Genomic DNA, 14,928 nt, shown 5'->3' on the forward strand with positions numbered 1-14,928 from the left:
CCCCGACGTCGTTCCCTGGTTCGGGAGCGCTTTGAGGGCAGAGATGACCAGTCATCTCTGCCCTCAAAGCGGGGGTGGGTGGGCTACTTGGCGCCCTGGTTGGCCACGGCGGCGGCACCGGCGGCGGCGGCCTCCGGGTCCAGGTAGCGGCCGGCGGCCACGGGCTTGAGGTTCTCATCCAGCTCGTAGTACAGCGGGATGCCGGTGGGGATGTTCAGCCCGGCGATGTCCTCATCCGAGATGCCGTCCAGGTGCTTGACCAGGGCACGCAGCGAGTTGCCGTGGGCGGCCACCAGCACGGTCTTGCCGGCCTTCAGGTCCGGCACGATCTCGGCCTCCCAGTAGGGCATCAGCCGCGCCACCACATCCTTGAGGCACTCGGTGCGCGGCAGCTCCTCCCCCAGCCCGGCATAGCGCTGCTCGCCGGACTGTGAGAACTCGGAGGAGTCGTCCAGGGCGGGCGGCGGGGTGTCATAGGAGCGGCGCCAGGTCATGAACTGCTCCTCGCCGAACTCGTCCCGGATCTGGGCCTTGTCCTTGCCCTGCAGGGCGCCGTAGTGGCGCTCGTTCAGGCGCCAGTCCCGCTTGACGGGGATCCACTGCCGGTCCGCGGCCTCGAGGGCCAGGTTGGCGGTGGTGATGGCCCGCTTGAGCACGGAGGTGTACAGCACGTCCGGCTCCAGCCCTTCGGCGGCGAGCAGCTCACCGCTCCGGGCGGCCTCCTCGCGGCCTTTGGCCGTCAGCGGGACGTCCACCCAACCGGTGAACAGGTTCTTCTCATTCCAGTCGCTCTGGCCGTGCCGCAGCAGGACGAGCTTGTAGGGGGTGTCAGCCATGGCCACATCCTAACGGGACGGCCCGGTCTGCACCGGTGTGAGACGAAACCGGTCAGGTCCCGCCGCACGCCTCTCAGTAGCCGTAGGGGCGCGAGCCGCCGGCGCCGAACAGCTTCAGCTCGCCGCGCGGTCCGGCCAGGTACACGGCGGACACGCACAGGGCGGCGATCTGGAACAGGCCGAACCCGGCCCCCAGCTGACCGATGGACCCGGCCATGGACACCAGGCCCACGAACGCGGCGACCCCGGTGAGGAGCAACCAGAACGTCTTGGACTTCTGCCCCGCCCGCTCGAACTGCGCCTTGCCGCGGGTCAGGCAGTCGCCGAAGGCCCAGACGGCGAGCACGACGGCCACCAGGGACAGGGCGATGTAGAGCCAGTTCTCAACGGTGGTGACCAGAAGCCAGATCTGCATGGGGCCAGCCTACCGCCGTGGGCTACCGCACGTGGGGTGCGGCGCGCAGCCCGTCTCCCGCTCAGCCCCTCAGGCCGGAGGCCAGATCATCCCAGAGGTCGTCCACGTGTTCGATCCCCACGCTGAGCCGCAGCAGCCCCGCCGGGACGGTGGCCGGTTCACCCTCGAAGCGGCGGCGTCGCTCGATCAACGACTCCACCCCGCCCAGCGACGTCCCGGGCAGCCAGTGCCGCACCTGTTGGACCACTGCGTCGGCGGCCGCGGCGGAGGCGGTCTCGTCCTCACCGGCCACCTCGATGGTCAACACGGCGCCGAAGCCGCCGTGCATCTGGGTGGCCGCCAGCTCGTGCTGCGGGTGGCCCGGCAGCCCCGGGTAGGTCACGGCGGCCAGCGGCAGGGCCCCCTCGAGGCGGGCGGCCTCCAGCCGGCGGGCCAGTTCGGCCGCGTTGGCCTGGGCCCGTTCCAGGCGCAGGGCCAGGGTGCGCATGCCGCGCAGGGCCAGGAACGCCTCCATGGGGCCGGCGATGGCACCGTGCAGCGTTCGGTGCGTGTGCAGCCGGCGGTGCAGTCCGGCGTCCGCGGTCACGGCCGCGCCCATCACCACGTCCGAGTGCCCGGCCAGGTACTTGGTCACCGAGTGGACCACGACGTCGGCGCCCACCTCGAGCGGGCGCTGCACCAGGGGCGTGGCGAAGGTGTTGTCCACCACCACGAGGGCCCCCACGGAGTGGGCCGCCTCCGTGAGCGCGGCCAGGTCCGCCACCTCCAGCATGGGGTTGGTGGGCGATTCGAGCCAGAGGATGCTGGCCGGTTCGGCTGAGGAGCCGGCGCCGGACACGCTGCCGGCGCCGGTGCCGGACACGGCAGCCGTCACCGCTGCGGTGTCCGTGATGTCCACCCGGTCCACGGCCAGCCGGCCGGCCTGCTGCAGGGAGTCCAGCAGCGAGATCCCACCCTGGTAGGCGTGCTGGGGGACCACCACGCGGCCGCCGTTGGGTGCCAGGTGCAGGGCCGCGGTGATGGCGGCCATCCCGGAGGAGAACAGCAGGGCCGGCTGCGCCACCGGGTCCTGCACACCTTCCAGGGCCGCCAACAACTGCTCCGGTCCGTCCCAGGTGGGGTTGGACATGCGGCCGTAGAGGCGGCGTTTCCCGGCCGAGTCCGGCTCCCAGCCGACGAAGGTGGAGGTGAAGTGCACCGGTTCGTTGACCGGGGCATCAACCTGGCGGGCGGGGCGGGCGGCGCTGACCACGAGGGTTTCCGGATGCATGCCTTTCATCGTACGTCCGGCACCCGGGGCGGCCTGTGGACAGGGCGCCACGTGACGGCGGCGGCCGTTAGGCTGGACCGGTGACCGAGCCCTCTGCCGCCCCCGCCGAACGCGCCCGTCCCTCCGGTGACGGAGCTGCCGACGAGGGCACCGCAGCGCGCGGCGTCTTCATCGCCTTCGAGGGCGGGGACGGATCCGGCAAGTCGACCCAGGCCCGGCTGCTCGCCGACCGGCTCCGCGCGGAAGGACAGGATGTCCTGCTGACCCGGGAGCCCGGCGGCACGGAGGTGGGCGAGCGGCTGCGCTCCCTCGTCCTGGACCCGGCCCATGCCCCGATCGACGCGGTGACGGAGGCCCTGATCTTCGCCGCCTCCCGCTCGGCCCACGTCCGCCAGCTGATCGACCCCGCCCTGCGGTCCGGCCGCACCGTGGTCACGGACCGCTACGTGGACTCCTCCGTGGCCTACCAGGGGGCCGGCCGCGCCCTGGGCCCGGACACGGTGGCCGGGCTCAACGAGTGGGCCACCGACGGACTGCACCCGGACCTGACCGTGCTGCTGGACGTGGACACCACCACGGCCGCCGCGCGCCGTGCCGCTCGCGCCCAGAGCCCCGGCGGCACCGGGCCGGACCGGATGGAGTCCGAGCCGGAGGCCTTCCACCGGAGCATCCGGGCCGCCTTCACCGAGCGGGCCGCAGCCCACCCGGAGCGCTACCTCGTGCTCGACGCCGGCCAGGCCGTTCCCGAGCTGGCCTCCGCGGTCTGGGGCCGGGTCGCTCACCTGTTCGGTGGACAGCTCGGCGGACAGCTCGGTGGACGGTTCGGTGGACCGGACGACGCGGGCGGGGAGGCGCGCCGATGAGCACCGCACCGGACAGCGCCCCCAGCACCGCGCCCGACGCCCTGTCCGGCCTACCCAGCGCGGCACCCGCGTGGGCGGACCTCGCGGGCCAGGAGGCCGCCGTCGCGCAATTGTCCCGTGCCGCCGCGGCGGACAACCCCACCCATGCGTGGCTGTTCACCGGTCCTCCGGGGTCCGGCCGATCGAACGCGGCGCGGGCCTTCGCCCAGGCGCTGCAGTGCGAGCGGGAGGATCCCGCGGCCCGCGGTTGCGGACAGTGCCACGCCTGCCTGACCGTGAAGGCGGGCACGCACGCGGACGTGAAGGTCATGGCCACCGAGAACGTCAGCTACAAGATTGATGAGATCCGCGAGCTGATCTCGCTCGCCCAGGACCGGCCCTCCTCCGGCCGCTGGCGGATCTTCATCATCGAGGACGCGGACCGGATGACGGAGCGCGCCACCAACGTGCTGCTCAAGGCGATCGAGGAGCCGCCGGCCCGGACCGTGTGGATGCTGTGCGCCCCCTCCCCCGCAGACGTCCTGGTGACCATCCGGTCCCGCTGCCGCCCCGTGGGGTTGCGCATCCCCTCCGTGCAGTCCGTGGCGGACCTGCTGGTGGGCCGGGACGGACTGGACCCGGAGCTGGCGCTGTTCGCGGCGCGGGCCTCGCAGTCCCACGTGGGCATGGCCCGGCGGCTGGCCCAGGACGAGGGGGCCCGGCAGCGCCGCGAGTCGGTGGTCCACCTGCCCCTGCGGATCCACGCCACCTCGGACGCGGTGGCCCTGGCCAAGGAGCTCGTGGAGGTCACCCAGACGGAGGCGAAGGCCTCCGCGGAGGTCCGCAACGCCGAGGAGAGGGCGGCCCTGCTGCGCGCCCTGGGCCTGGCCGAGGACGAGAAGGTCCCGGCGAAGCTGCGCCACCACGTCAAGCGGCTCGAGGACGGCCAGACCGCCCGGAACAAGCGCAGCGTACATGACACCCTGGACCGGGCCATGATCGATCTGACCGGCCTGTTCCGGGACGTGTTGGCCTTGCAGCTGGGCACCGGGGCCGACCTCGTCAACGAGCACCTGCGGGATGACCTGGCCTCCTACGCCCGCGCCGCACCACCCGAGCGCACCGTGGCCCGGATCGACGCGGTGGCCACGGCCCGGCGCCGGCTGGCCGGCAACGTCCCGGCCCTGCTGGCCCTGGAGGCCATGACCATGAGCTTCCTGCCGGACCGCATCCTGGACCGCCGCCCGGGCGAGTGGGCCTGACCGCCATCCTCCCGCCCCTCCCCAGCCTGCCCTCCGAAAGGACCCACGCGTGCCAGACCACCGGCTCCCGCCCGACCCCTCCCACTTTCAGTCGACTTCGCGTGGGTTGACGCCGCTGATACCCACCCCAAGTCGACTGAAAGCGCGGGGGCGGGTTCGCTGGTCCGGCGTGCGCTCCCTGGCCGCCGTGGTCTTCGCCACGGCGCTGCTGCTCACCGGCTGCACGCCCGGAGGCGACCCGGCCGCGGAAGGCCCTGGGCCGGCGTCGGGCGCTGGTGCCTCTGCTTCTGGCGCGGACAGCGCGGCTGAGGTCCCGGCGGGGCTGGAGGACTACTACGCGCAGGAGCTTCAGTGGCAGTCCTGCGAACAGGACTCCGGGGATTTCGACTGCGCCACCGTCGAGGCCCCCGTGGACTACGCGGAACCGGACGGCGAGCGCATCGAGCTGGCCCTGGTCCGCGCCGGGGATGCCCCGGACGGCGCCGAACACCTGCTGCTGAACCCCGGAGGCCCCGGCGCCTCGGGCGTGGACATGGTGGTGGACTCGTTGGACTTCGTGGTCTCGGAGGCGGTACAGGAGCACTACTCGGTGGTCGGCTTCGATCCCCGCGGGGTGTCCCGTTCCGCGCCGGTCACCTGCCTGAGCGATGACGAGATGGACGCGGCCCGCGAGGAGCACATCGACCCGTCCACCGACGCCGGGCTGGAGGAGGTCCGTGCCTCGGCCCGCGAGTACGCGCAGGCCTGTGACGAGAACACCGGGGAGGTCCTCGGCCACGTGGACACCGATTCCGCCGCCCGGGACATGGACCTGATGCGCGGCGTGCTCGGGGACGGGGCGCTGAACTACCTGGGCTTCTCCTACGGCACGGCGCTGGGTGCCTCCTATGCCGAGCAGTTCCCGCAGAACGTGGGGCGCATGGTGCTGGACGGGGCCATGGACCCCTCCCTGGACGAGTTCGAGGTGGCGCGGGGCCAGGCGGAGGCCTTCGAGCGGGCGATCACCTCCTGGGCCGAGTTCTGCCTGGCCGGCCAGGACTGCCCCTTGACCGGCACACCGGAGGAGGGCGTGCAGCAGGTCCGCGACCTGCTGACGCAGGTGGAGGACTCCCCGCTGACCTCGACCGACGGCCGTCAGGTGCCGGCCGCCACCTTCGTGGCCGGGCTGATCACCCCGCTGTACGCGGACGAGAACTGGCCGCTGCTGACCCAGGCCGTCGCCGGTGCCATGGACGGCAACCCGGACGTGATGCTCTACCTCGCGGACCTGAACGCGGGCCGGGATGAGGACGGCATCTACTCCTCCAACATCAACGACGCCTTCACGGCCATCAACTGCCTGGATTCCTCAGCGCCCTCGGACACCGAGACCTTGCGGGCCCAGGCGCAGCAGCTGGACGAGGCCTCCCCCACGATCGGACGGTTCCTGGCCTACGCCGGGGCCAATTGCGCCGAGTGGCCCGAGGAGCCGGTGGACGAGCCGGCGCCCGTCAGCGCCCCGGGCGCCGCGCCCATCGTGGTGATCGGCACCCAGGGGGACCCGGCCACCCCGTACGCGTGGGCGCCGGCCCTGGCCGGTCAGCTCGAGTCCGGCGTGCTGGTCTCCTGGGACGGCCAGGGGCACACCGCCTACGGCCGCGCCGGGGACTGCATCGGCCAGGCCGTGGACGGCTACCTGGTGGACGGGACCGTCCCGGAGGACGGCTTGGAGTGCAGCTGAGGCGTTGAGCCGATCAGCCCGTCACCAGGGCGGGGACGTCCCGGATGGAGGGCACGACGGCGGACGCGCCGGCCCCGCGCAACGTCTCCTGATCGTGGTAGCCGGTGAGTACCCCGACGGTGAGTCCGGCGCCGGCGCGCTGGCCGGCACGGATGTCCCCTGAAGTGTCCCCAACGGCCAGGACCGAGCGGACGTCCTCCAGGTCCAGGGCGAGCAGTGCGGTGAGGATCATGTCCGGGTAGGGCACGCCGCGGCCCGCGTCCGAGGGGCACAGGCTCAGGTCCGAGACACCCATCCAGCCCAGGGACTCCAGGATCATGTTCTGCGTGTGGCGAGCGAAGCCGGTGGTCAGCACGATCTTCATCCCGGCCTCCCGCAGAGCCTCCACGGCCTCGGCGGCCCCCTCCACCGGCCGGACACCGCGATCGGCCAGCAGGGTGTCATACGTGGTCTCGAAGCAGCTGTTGGCGCGGCGGGCGGTGACCAGGTCCTCGGCGAAGATCGAGCGGAAGATCTCGTGCCGGGCCGTGCCCCGGGCCTCGCGGAAGTAGCCGACCATGGCGTCATAGCGGGAGCCGCCGGGCTCGATCCCCTCCTGCAGGATCGCGGTGCTGAAGGCCTCGTCCTGCAGTCCTCCCTCATCCACCGTGGTGCCGGACATGTCCAGCACGGCCAGCGCCAGGGGGTGCCGCGAACGCAGGTCCCGTCCGGAGTGGGCGGTGGCAGGCAACATGGCGGTCCTCCCGGTAGTGGCGGCTGGGCGGCTGCCCAACCTCGTGTCATGTTCAGACCACTGCACCGCGTGGACCTTGCCGGTGGTTGGCCGCGAAGTGAACTGCATCTGTGGGTTGTGAACGTTGAGACGCCGGGGGCCGCTCAGGCGGTGTTTTGCCGCTCGGGGCACCGGCCCGCTAACATGGACATCCGTGGCACCCACTGGTATTCCAGGGGAAGCCGCGATTGCCTCCTTAGCTCAGCTGGCCAGAGCAGCTCCCTCGTAAAGAGCAGGTCGCCGGTTCGAATCCGGCAGGAGGCTCCAGGAACCTCCCTGACTAGGCGTTTTGCCGACAGGGAGGTTTTTTTCATGCCCGCTTGCCCCCACACCCGTCCCCAGCTAGGGATCTGGCACACCCGCCCGCGGCCAAATCGGGAGTCAAGTCCGCACACATGTGGCCGCATGACCGCGAAGAGGAAGTACGTACCCTCCAAGCTCGGCCCAAACTTGGGAAGGCCCGAAGTCGCCGCGCGCCTGCGCGTCAGCATGGCGACCCTGAGGCGTTAGGCGTTAGCGCGGCATGGAACGGGCACTGGCCGTTCAGTCGCTGGACGAAGAGCTCGATCAGGCCGTCGAGCGAAGCGGCGGGGACATGGCTTTGCTGGGGCCATGGCTGCGGGCGTGGATGAAACTGCGGATCATGGCGGCCGAGGACCCAAGTCATCGTCTTCCGGCGGGACAGTCCAGGCGTTGGAGCACCGGTACGGTCAAGGCATACCGTTCCGCACTACGCAACATCTGGCCTGAGAGCGCCCAGCACCCACGGGTCTGAGTTCGGGGACCGCAGCAGGATCGACCACGTGGGTGCGGATGTTCAATGTCGGTTCAGGCTTGGCGTGTTTTGGTGTTCAAGACCTGGCGCGACACACCATGGCCCCGGACCGAGTGAACGATCCGGGGCCGTGGCGTGTCCGACTTTCAGTCAGATTCAGCTCAACTGTGTACTAGCCGTGAGTGCTTCTCTCGGCGCTGCTCCAAGAGAACATGCCCCAAAGACAAAAAAAGTGTCATGAGAGCCCCTGCGAACGACACTTGCTCGTCGCCGATGACGTGACCAGTGGTCAGCACGGCGAAGCCGACCAGAGGTAGCCACGCGAACATGGTCCACCGCCGGGCGTAGGCCAAGGAGACCAGCAAGGTCGCGAGGACAACGGTGAGTAATCCCAGGAAAACTGCGTCTGCACCACTGAGGATCCCGATCACTCCGATCAGCACTACAGCCAGAGCTGGCCCCCAGCGGACGATTGCCTGCTTCTTCATGTCCACCTCCACCATTCAGCATGCTCCCGGATATGGGAGAACCGCACTGTACTGCCCACGATAGGCGAAGCACGTGTTTCCGATGGTTCCCGTGTCAAGGTTGTTGATCCTGCTGCCGATTACACCTGCGGCCACACCGCAGGCAGCGGCGCCGAACGCAAGGGTGATGAACCCACATCCGACGCCCGCCACAATGGTTCCCTCCGAAAGCCACTGCTTCCACTCGTTGAGGGTTGCAGCCACGTATGGGCCCGCAGAGTCCCACCCGACCCGACCTGTGGTGCCTGCCTCTTTGCCCTCACCAGTGAGCACCGGGGGCTCCACCACGTACCCGAGGGTCATTCCGCCTTCGGTCCTCTCATAGGTCAAGCCGTCTAGGACGTCGGAAGTCTCGGTGAAGCCAGCCTCCTGCAGAAGTTCGACCTTCTTTGCCGTGCTCGAAGCACGATCGACTTCATAGAACAGCGAGCCCGGCTGCGCCTCAAGCGGTGCCGCCTCGGCCTTGGGCGCCGCCTGGACTGTAGATACAGCAGTATCGTCCGGTGCCGCATTTGCCGGGCCAGCATAGGCGCCTACAAGCAACAGGGCAGACATCGAAATCGAGGCGATAGTCGCCCTCGAACGGTTCCTCACGCATTTCCCCCCTCAGGTTGTTGTGCCCCCGGCGTGCAAGTTCGCTCCCAAGAACTTTTTCACGATCCCATCGGTCCAGAGGTGGGCACAAGAGACTTTCGTGCATGTCAGGCGGCACTTGTGGACACGATTCGAAGTTCTCGCGAGGTGTTAGACACCAAACGGCCCCGGGCTGATCGGTCGATCCGGGGCCGGGATGCTGACCTGTATGTCAGAGCACGCAGCTGACGCAGATTTCCACTTCGCAGCGTCCGACCGCAGGGCCCGGCGGACCGTCGATTCGCTGACCTTCAGCGCTCCTGCGATTTCTGGCATGGTCAGGATGTCTTCATCCTTCATGCGCCGGGCCCTGACGATGTCAGCTTTCGACAGCGACGGTTTCCGGGCCTGCCGGGTTCATCGGACAGGCCCATGCTCGTAAAGAGCAGGTCTCCGGTTCGAATCCGGCATGGGGCTCTACAATTCCCTTTTGACTAGGCGTTCAGCCGGTCAGGCGGGGATTTTTGTGTCCGACGACCCGTTGACTGCCCCTACAACCCGCGAAACCCTGCAGGCCCATCCTTATTCAGCATCAGGTCCACACACATGGAGCCTGCTGCACCGGGACGGCATAGGCCCCACCCGAGTATGGATACGTTGAGACGCAGGTGTCGCCCGGTGGGCCTAACCTCATCGTCCGTTTCGGACGACGATCAGGACACCTCGTAGCTACGGGCAGTCGTCACGATGTCGTCCGCGTCCCGGAGGGTTAACGCCTTAGTGAGCGACTTTGTCGCGACCACGATGCCGCGAGAGTTCAGATCCACAGAGTATCTCCCGTCCGGCAGGAGCTTCACGCCCTTCGGGAGGCCCCGGCCATGCTTCATCTTCACGAGCTCGTGGGCACCGAGCGACCGGCTTGTCTCGCGCTGCGGCTCAACTTTCTCTGGCATCGTCTGCACCTCCAAGGTTGTCAACATTGTCCCCTATCGGGCCCTTGCGGTCCACGGCATGGTCGTTGCCGAGTCTGCCGATGACTTCAAACCCCTCGGCCACCTCCGAAAGCTCTTCGGTGAGCACTTCGTCCCCGATGGCCCCGAGAAGAGGTTGGTCTTCTGGGGTCACCAGCTTGAACCTCTGCACCGCCAATACTGCAGCAGTCCCGACCCTTCTGGACTGCTCGTCGTCCTTCAGAGCGGTGTCTGTGGCCCACCTGAGCCTTTCCCACCATGCACTCCGCCGGTCGGCGCGAGACTTCTGCCAGATGGCGATGCCAGCAACCAAAACGGCCACAAAGGTACCCAATGGGGCGATGGTAGCGAGACCTAGCATGCTGGCCCAGATCCAGTCACCGAACGCGTTGATGTCCACGAAGACATCGTATGGCGTTGATGGATCCATGCAGACCCCGCCCCGGAGGACCCCCCCAACAGCCCCGAATCCAGGTAGCCGGCGACCTCCGGCACATGGAGGATGGCCGGTACGGCTTCGTGGGGCGAGCTGACCTGCCGGGACACGTTCCCCGAGGCGACCGAGTTCGGCTGCCTCAGCCGCCGTCAGACGGAGACGATGTAGGGACGGCAGATATTCAATCCCGGATCAGCGCGAGGTGGTGAATCAGATGAGGCGTGGAGTGCTGCAGTCTTCGGCACCTATGTGCCGGTCTCGGGTCTCCTCGCGGCAGCCTCCTCAGCCTCCTGCACGGCAGTCACCACCTTCTCGGCCCGTCGTCCGACGGAGTGCAGCGATGACTGGCCCAGCCGGAACATCGCGGCAGCTTGGGCGGTGGTGGCCAGGTCGTTCGCGGCCCGGGACAGGATGCGGTGCACGTCACTGTAGGCCCCCGGAATCTGCAGTCCGGTCTCCGGGTGACGCTGGTGGGCCTCAACGCACAGGCGACGCACCCGGGGCACGAGGTCCGTCAGCACGTTGCCGGCGTTGACCAGACCGTTGAGTTCCTCTTGCGGCACGGAACCCGCGGACTCCGCCTCCCGCACCACATGCCAGTACCGGTCCAGTGAGCGCACGAACCAGTCATGGCTGCGCCGCCAGAGCTCGGTACCCAGCTCCTTCTCGTCCTTCTTGGCCTGCCGCCGTCTGGCGAACGGGCCGTCGATCACTGCCCGTCCCCGGCCATCAGCAGCACCTTGCCCGTCCGGTTCGGCTCTTCGAACCGGTCCTGGGCCCGTGCGGCCTGTTCCAGCGGGAACGTGGAATCGGTGGTTGCGCGGATGTCGCCGGTGCTCACCAGCGGCCAGACGTGCTCGGCCACCTGGCGCATGATCTCGGTCTTCTCCTGCACCGGACGGGGCCGCAACAGGGTGCCCGTCACCACGGCGTTCTTGCCCATCACTGCACTGAGTGGCAGGGTCCCGGAGGTACCGCCCTGCAGGCCGATCACCACCAGCCGTCCACCGCGAGCCAAGGCCTTGACGTTGCGCTCGAGGTACTTCGCGCCCATCACGTCCAGGATCACGTCCGCGCCGTGGCCGCCGGTGATCTCCTTCACCCGCTCCACGAAGTCCTCCTCGCGGTGGTTGATGGCGGCCTCCGCCCCCAGTTCAAGGCTCCGGGCCACCTTTTCCGCGCTGCCCGCGGTGGCGAGGGGCCGTACCCCCAGGGCCTTCAGCAGCTGCAGCGCGAACGAGCCGATCCCACCCGTCCCGCCGTGCACGAGGACCCAGTCCCCCGCCTTCACACCCGCCTCCATCACGAGGTTGGACCAACAGGTGGCCGCGACCTCCGGGAGGCCGGCCGCATCGGTGAGGGAGACGCCGTCGGGCACCGGCACCACCTGGCCCGCGGGGACCGCCACGTACTCCGCATAGCCTCCCCCGGTCAGCAGAGCACAGACCGGGGTGCCGAAATCCCAGGTCCCGACGCCGGCCCCGGCCTCCTCGATGGTGCCGGAGACCTCCAGCCCGGGCAGGTCCGAGGCGCCGGCGGGGACCGGATAGTTCCCGGCACGCTGCAACACATCGGCGCGGTTGATCCCGGCAGCGGTCACCTTGATCAGCACCTCCCCCGGGCCGGGGCTGGGGATGGGCCGCTGCGCCATGGTGACGACCTCGCGTCCACCGGATCCCGCGTAGGTCACCACGTGCATGCTGGGATGGAGGCGCTCCTCGGACATGATCTTCCCCTGTTCTGGCGGCCGGTTCTGACGGCCGACCGGCGGCGATTCGCAAGTGGCTACTAGGCTACCGCCCATGAGATCCCGGAAAACGGCACGCCCACCGGGTGTCCAGCGCTCCTGGTGGCAGCGCTGCCTGGACAGCGACGACGGCCGCCTCTGGATGGCCTTCGTCCCCGCCTTCCCGCTGGCCATCGCCATCACCTTTCCGGCCCTGTTCCTGTGGGAGCAGGTGGAGAGTGGCGGCGGGGCCCTGAACACCACCGTGACGACTTTGGTTTTCTGGATGACCTTCTGGCTGCTCTACTGCCTCTCCTACGCCCTGCTGACCCTGCACCGGTACCGACGTGTCCGCTCCGAACGCCTGCACGAGGACCTCAGGACGGTCTCCCGCGGCGACTCTGGGCGCTCTCTGAACTTGTGGCGGATGGGTTCCACCCTGTCCTGGACCGCCCAGTTGGCTGCACTGGCCCTGATCATGGTTGTGGCCGTGATGCTGGTGCCCGAGGCCCGGGCCGTGCTTGCCCTGCGGGTCATGGCGGTGCTGGCGGTGGCCGCCTCCTGGGTGCTGCTGGTGCTGTCCCAGACGCTGGCCTACGCCCGGGCCAGCGCTCAGGACGGCGGGATCGAATTCGCGGAGACGCCGGAGCCGGTCTGGGGTGACTACCTCTCCCTGGCGATCTTCGTCTCCGTGATGATCGGGGTGGGTGATGCGCGGCTGTCCGGACGCCGGGTGCGGACCCTGCTGCGCAACCATGTGCTCGTGAGCTTCGGCTTCAACTCCATGGTGGTGGCCACCCTGGCGACGCTGCTCCTGGCCTGATCCCGATGATCCCGATGATCTCGTGATGCAGGGTGCCCGGTAGTCTGCTCGGGGCACCGTAGAATGGTCCCTTCTGGATGGTTGTCCGAGCGGCCTAAGGAGCTGGTCTTGAAAACCAGTGTGCGGTAACCCCGTACCAAGAGTTCGAATCTCTTACCATCCGCGTGAATCAAGGGAAGCGGCCCCACTAGGTGGGGCCGCTTCTGCTTCTCCGAGGGCCCCCGGATCTGGCCTCTCCTGGGAGGCTGGGGTTCAATGAGCCATGGGATCGCCGGTGGGGCACGAGCGCAGCGGCAGCCGTCGACCGCCGGAGCACCGTTCGCCGCGCAGGAGGTGGGTGCGCCTCTCCCTCGTCGTGTTGGCCTTGATGCTCGTCCTGGTCGTGGGCGGCCCGCAGTTCGAGTTGTGGTCCGGGTATCCGGTCGCCGCGAAGGACTGCGTCGTCAGCCCGGCGCCACCCCCGCCTGCCCAGGCCGCTCCGCGCGCGACCGCGCAGGCAGACGCTATGGCCTACCCCGGCGGTCTCGCCCAGCACGGCGGCACGGTGTCCGACGCCAGCTGTCTGACCCGGACCCCGGTCTACGGCATCGTCCGCCCGGTCGACGAGGACGAGGTGCGTACCGCGCTCGCGTTCGCCGAGGAGAACGACCTGGCCGTCGCCGTCGGGGGCACGCAGCATGCGATGGGCGGGCAGGCGTCATACCCTGGTGGGTTGGTCGTGGACATGCGTGAACTCGACGCGATCACTGTGAACGAGCACGCGAGGACGGTCACGGTGCAGGCTGGCGCGACGTGGCACCAAGTGCTGGAGGCGGTGCACCCGGTCGGGCTGTCGGTCTCCACCATGCCCAGCGTCGACGTGCTCAGCGTCGGGGGCACGGTGTCGGTGAACGCGCACGGACTGGACTTCCGCGTGGGGAGCCTGTCGTCCACGATCCGCTCACTGCGGGTGATGCTCGCCGACGGCACCGTGCACCGGGTCAGCCCGGACCAGGAGCCCGAGCTGTTCCAGGCCGTCGTGGGCGGCTACGGACTCTTCGGTGTGGTGCTCGACGTGGAGTTCGACCTGGTCGACAGCGAGATGTACCGACTGCGCAGCACCGTCATCCAGCATCGCGACTTCCCGCAGGTCTTCGCCTCGCAGGTGGCGGCCGACGACGCGGTGCGGTTGACCTACACGCACCTGTCGACTTCCCCGGACAGCCTGCTGCAGGAGGCGATCGTCTACACCTACGAGCGGGTCGACACCGCCGAACCGGTCCCGCCGCTGAAGGAGCGGGCCTCGGACCGGGCGAGTCGGCTGATCTTCAACCTGGCCCGAACCGGTGATCTCGGGCAGCGCCTGAAATGGACGGCGCAGCGCGAGCTGCTGCCGCGAGTGCGCGGATGTATGCAATCTCGCAACGAGGCCCTGCGTGAGGCGGAGGCGTGCATGGTCGGGCGCAACCAGACGATGTACGAGAGCCTGGACTTCCTGCAGAACAGGCTCCCGCAGTACACCGACGTCCTGCACGAGTACTTCCTGCCACCCGACCAGATCGTCCCCTTCCTCGACGAGCTGCGTACCCAGCTCGGTAGTCACGACGCCCAGTTGCTCAGCGCCTCGATCCGTTCGGTCCACCGCGAGGACATCATCCTGGACTACGCGCAGGGGGAGCGGTTCTCAGTGGTGCTCTACCTCAGCCAGGAGGTCAGCGACAAGGGTAGCGCGGACATGGCGTCGCTGACGCGTGCTCTGGTCGAGTCCTCCCTGGATTTTGGCGGAACGTTCTACCTGCCATACCAGCAGCACTACACGAGGGAACAGGTGGCGCAGGCATATCCGCGGCTCGAGGAGTTCTCCGCGACCAAGCGCCGATACGACCCAGAACTACGGTTCCAGAACAGCTTCTCCGCGCGGTTCGGGTGAACGGTGCCGCATGGCGGGCCGAGGGATCCCTGCACGTGAAACCTAGTCTTCACAGATTCTGACCTGTACCG

At 68.8% G+C, this 14,928-nt stretch carries 15 protein-coding genes and 2 tRNA genes; 7 read left to right on the top strand and 10 right to left on the bottom strand.

From position 1 onward, the window contains the following. Positions 1 to 83: 83 nt before the first annotated feature. The 3 genes from ACSU1G_RS04325 to ACSU1G_RS04335 all read right to left on the bottom strand — a co-directional run bounded on the left by ACSU1G_RS04325 (position 84) and on the right by ACSU1G_RS04335 (position 2,521). Entirely contained in the window at positions 84 to 836 is a 753-nt protein-coding gene (locus ACSU1G_RS04325) for a phosphoglyceromutase (protein ID WP_439278696.1), read from the bottom strand. Between the two features lie 73 nt (positions 837 to 909). Continuing rightward, a complete protein-coding gene (locus ACSU1G_RS04330) occupies positions 910 to 1,251 on the bottom strand; it encodes a DUF2516 family protein (RefSeq protein ID WP_439278697.1) in 342 nt (113 codons plus the stop codon). A 61-nt stretch (positions 1,252 to 1,312) separates the two neighbouring features. Continuing rightward, complete coding sequence (locus tag ACSU1G_RS04335; protein ID WP_439278698.1) at positions 1,313 to 2,521, bottom strand: trans-sulfuration enzyme family protein; 1,209 nt, start codon at positions 2,519 to 2,521, stop codon at positions 1,313 to 1,315. Positions 2,522 to 2,691: 170 nt separating this feature from the next. Between ACSU1G_RS04335 and tmk the strand changes: the two genes are divergently transcribed. The 3 genes from tmk (at position 2,692) to ACSU1G_RS04350 (ending at position 6,345) form a co-directional block, all read left to right on the top strand. After that, positions 2,692 to 3,384: a dTMP kinase gene (tmk, locus tag ACSU1G_RS04340; protein ID WP_439279392.1), complete on the top strand. Its 693-nt coding sequence runs from the start codon at positions 2,692 to 2,694 to the stop codon at positions 3,382 to 3,384. Beyond that, complete coding sequence (locus ACSU1G_RS04345; RefSeq protein WP_439278699.1) at positions 3,381 to 4,625, top strand: DNA polymerase III subunit delta'; 1,245 nt, start codon at positions 3,381 to 3,383, stop codon at positions 4,623 to 4,625. The genes tmk and ACSU1G_RS04345 overlap by 4 nt, the downstream gene beginning before the upstream one ends. Before the next feature lie 169 nt (positions 4,626 to 4,794). Continuing rightward, a complete protein-coding gene (locus ACSU1G_RS04350) occupies positions 4,795 to 6,345 on the top strand; it encodes an alpha/beta hydrolase (protein ID WP_439278700.1) in 1,551 nt (516 codons plus the stop codon). Between the two features lie 13 nt (positions 6,346 to 6,358). Here the strand turns inward: ACSU1G_RS04350 and ACSU1G_RS04355 are convergent, their stop codons facing one another. Beyond that, positions 6,359 to 7,078: an HAD family hydrolase gene (locus tag ACSU1G_RS04355; RefSeq protein ID WP_439278701.1), complete on the bottom strand. Its 720-nt coding sequence runs from the start codon at positions 7,076 to 7,078 to the stop codon at positions 6,359 to 6,361. A gap of 229 nt (positions 7,079 to 7,307) precedes the next feature. On the opposite strand from ACSU1G_RS04355, the gene ACSU1G_RS04360 reads away from it, so the two are divergent. Continuing rightward, positions 7,308 to 7,384 (top strand) — tRNA-Thr (locus ACSU1G_RS04360). Between the two features lie 669 nt (positions 7,385 to 8,053). Here ACSU1G_RS04360 and ACSU1G_RS04365 read toward each other — a convergent pair. The 6 genes from ACSU1G_RS04365 to ACSU1G_RS04390 all read right to left on the bottom strand — a co-directional run bounded on the left by ACSU1G_RS04365 (position 8,054) and on the right by ACSU1G_RS04390 (position 12,125). Next, positions 8,054 to 8,380: a hypothetical protein gene (locus tag ACSU1G_RS04365; RefSeq protein WP_439278702.1), complete on the bottom strand. Its 327-nt coding sequence runs from the start codon at positions 8,378 to 8,380 to the stop codon at positions 8,054 to 8,056. Between the two features lie 15 nt (positions 8,381 to 8,395). After that, complete coding sequence (locus ACSU1G_RS04370; protein ID WP_439278703.1) at positions 8,396 to 8,974, bottom strand: hypothetical protein; 579 nt, start codon at positions 8,972 to 8,974, stop codon at positions 8,396 to 8,398. A gap of 731 nt (positions 8,975 to 9,705) precedes the next feature. Next, entirely contained in the window at positions 9,706 to 9,945 is a 240-nt protein-coding gene (locus ACSU1G_RS04375) for a hypothetical protein (RefSeq protein ID WP_439278704.1), read from the bottom strand. Then, entirely contained in the window at positions 9,929 to 10,363 is a 435-nt protein-coding gene (locus tag ACSU1G_RS04380) for a hypothetical protein (RefSeq protein ID WP_439278705.1), read from the bottom strand. Before ACSU1G_RS04380 ends, ACSU1G_RS04375 begins: the two co-directional genes overlap by 17 nt. Positions 10,364 to 10,644: 281 nt before the next feature. Continuing rightward, positions 10,645 to 11,112, bottom strand: a complete 468-nt coding sequence (locus tag ACSU1G_RS04385; RefSeq protein ID WP_439278706.1) for a hypothetical protein — start codon at positions 11,110 to 11,112, stop codon at positions 10,645 to 10,647. Beyond that, complete coding sequence (locus ACSU1G_RS04390) at positions 11,109 to 12,125, bottom strand: NAD(P)H-quinone oxidoreductase (RefSeq protein WP_439278707.1); 1,017 nt, start codon at positions 12,123 to 12,125, stop codon at positions 11,109 to 11,111. Before ACSU1G_RS04390 ends, ACSU1G_RS04385 begins: the two co-directional genes overlap by 4 nt. 76 nt (positions 12,126 to 12,201) lie before the next feature. On the opposite strand from ACSU1G_RS04390, the gene ACSU1G_RS04395 reads away from it, so the two are divergent. The 3 genes from ACSU1G_RS04395 to ACSU1G_RS04405 all read left to right on the top strand — a co-directional run bounded on the left by ACSU1G_RS04395 (position 12,202) and on the right by ACSU1G_RS04405 (position 14,857). Beyond that, positions 12,202 to 12,948, top strand: a complete 747-nt coding sequence (locus ACSU1G_RS04395; RefSeq protein WP_439278708.1) for a DUF1345 domain-containing protein — start codon at positions 12,202 to 12,204, stop codon at positions 12,946 to 12,948. A 75-nt stretch (positions 12,949 to 13,023) separates the two neighbouring features. Further along, positions 13,024 to 13,111, top strand: a tRNA-Ser gene (locus ACSU1G_RS04400). A 174-nt stretch (positions 13,112 to 13,285) separates the two neighbouring features. Continuing rightward, complete coding sequence (locus ACSU1G_RS04405) at positions 13,286 to 14,857, top strand: FAD-binding oxidoreductase (RefSeq protein ID WP_439278709.1); 1,572 nt, start codon at positions 13,286 to 13,288, stop codon at positions 14,855 to 14,857. Positions 14,858 to 14,928 lie beyond the last annotated feature (71 nt).

The organism is Microbacterium sp. A93, from assembly GCF_051842835.1.